Origin of the sequence: Tepidimonas sp. (genome assembly GCF_046292505.1) — a bacterium.
Lineage (GTDB): Bacteria > Pseudomonadota > Gammaproteobacteria > Burkholderiales > Burkholderiaceae_C > Tepidimonas.
In genome coordinates, this window is sequence record NZ_JBKBQX010000089.1 from 1 (window position 1) to 1,364 (window position 1,364).

2 protein-coding genes are annotated in these 1,364 nt (G+C 76.2%); both read right to left on the reverse strand.

Translation table 11 applies throughout. From position 1 onward, the window contains the following. On the reverse strand, positions 1-597 hold a 597-nt coding region (ampD, locus tag ACK4TH_RS11845; RefSeq protein WP_409626720.1), incomplete at its 3' end, for a 1,6-anhydro-N-acetylmuramyl-L-alanine amidase AmpD. A gap of 2 nt (positions 598-599) precedes the next feature. Then, the coding region (locus ACK4TH_RS11850; RefSeq protein WP_409626722.1) for a type II secretion system F family protein at positions 600-1,364 on the reverse strand (765 nt) is incomplete at its 5' end.

Genomic DNA, 1,364 nt, shown 5'->3' on the forward strand with positions numbered 1-1,364 from the left:
CGGGGTGGGGGGCTGGCCGGGCGCCTCGCTGGCGAACCACGCCGCCGGCCAGCCGGTCAGGCGGATCAGCCGCGCCCAGTCGAAGCCGGCTCCGGGGTCGCGCTTGCGCCCGGGGGCGACGTGCTCGTGCCCGGCCACCGCGCGCAGCGCCGGCAGCCGCTCGCGCAGCGCCGCCAGCAGCGCGGCCAGCGCCGCGTACTGCGCGTCGGTGAAGAGGTCGCCCTCCAGCCCCTCCAGCTCGATGCCGACCGAGAAGTCGTTGCAGTTCTCGTGCCCCTGCCACGACGAGCGGCCGGCGTGCCAGGCGCGGCGGTCCAGCGCGACGAACTGCACGCACTCGCCGTCGCGGCGGATGAGAAAGTGGGCCGAGACCTCCAGACCCCGGATGCTTTGAAAGTAGGGGTGCGCATCCCAGTCCAGCGTGTTGGTGAACAGCCGCTCGATCCACGGGCCGCCGTACTCGCCCGGCGGCAGGCTGATGCTGTGCAGCACCGCGAGCCACGGCTGCACGCCCGTCGGGCGCGGGCCGTGGTTCGGCGACGGCACGCGGCGCGCGCCGGGCAGCCAGCCGTGGTCGGGTTCGGGCAGCGCGGTCATGGTCAGCGCACCAGTTGGTTGAGCTGAATGATCGGCAGCATCACCGCCAGCACGATCAGCAGCACCACGCCGCCCATGGCGATGATCAGCAGCGGCTCCAGCCACGTGGTCAGCCGCAGCAGGCGGCGCTGGGCATCGTCGGAGAGCTGCTGCGCGGCGCGCTGCAGCAGGGGCCCGAGCTGGCCGGTCTGCTCACCCAGGCGCGCAAAGGTCACCAGCAGCCCGGCCAACGCCGGGCGCGTGGCCAGCGCGGCGGCCAGCGGCGCGCCTTCGCGCACCAGGGCCAGCGCCTCGTGCACGTCGCGCTGCAGCGCGGTGTTGCGCAGCGTGTCGGCGGCCTCGCGCTCGTCGGCCAGCCGCTGCAGCACGGTGCCCAGGCGCCCGCTGGCTTCGCCGGCGGCCACCACCGCGCGGTATGGCGCATCAAACACGCGCGGATGGCGCGCCAGCGCCGCCGCCAGCGTGCTGCCGGCGTTGACTTCGGCGCGCAGCTCGGTGACGAGGGCCTGCTGCGCGGCGTCGTCGGCCTCACGCGCGAGTTCGGCCAGCGCCCGCTCCAGCGGCAGGCCGCTGTCCACGAGCGCAGCCAACTGCCGCGTCCACGTTGCCAGCCGCGCCGCCGGCCAGCGGCGCGCGCCGCCCCGGGCCGGCGTGCTGCGCCTGACCCGCAGCGGCCTGCAGCGGCGGCCGCCGGCCGGCGCACCGTGAGCGCCCGACCTGGCCTCGGTGCCTGGTTGCGCGCGCCGCTGGCCACCTGGCGGGCGCTG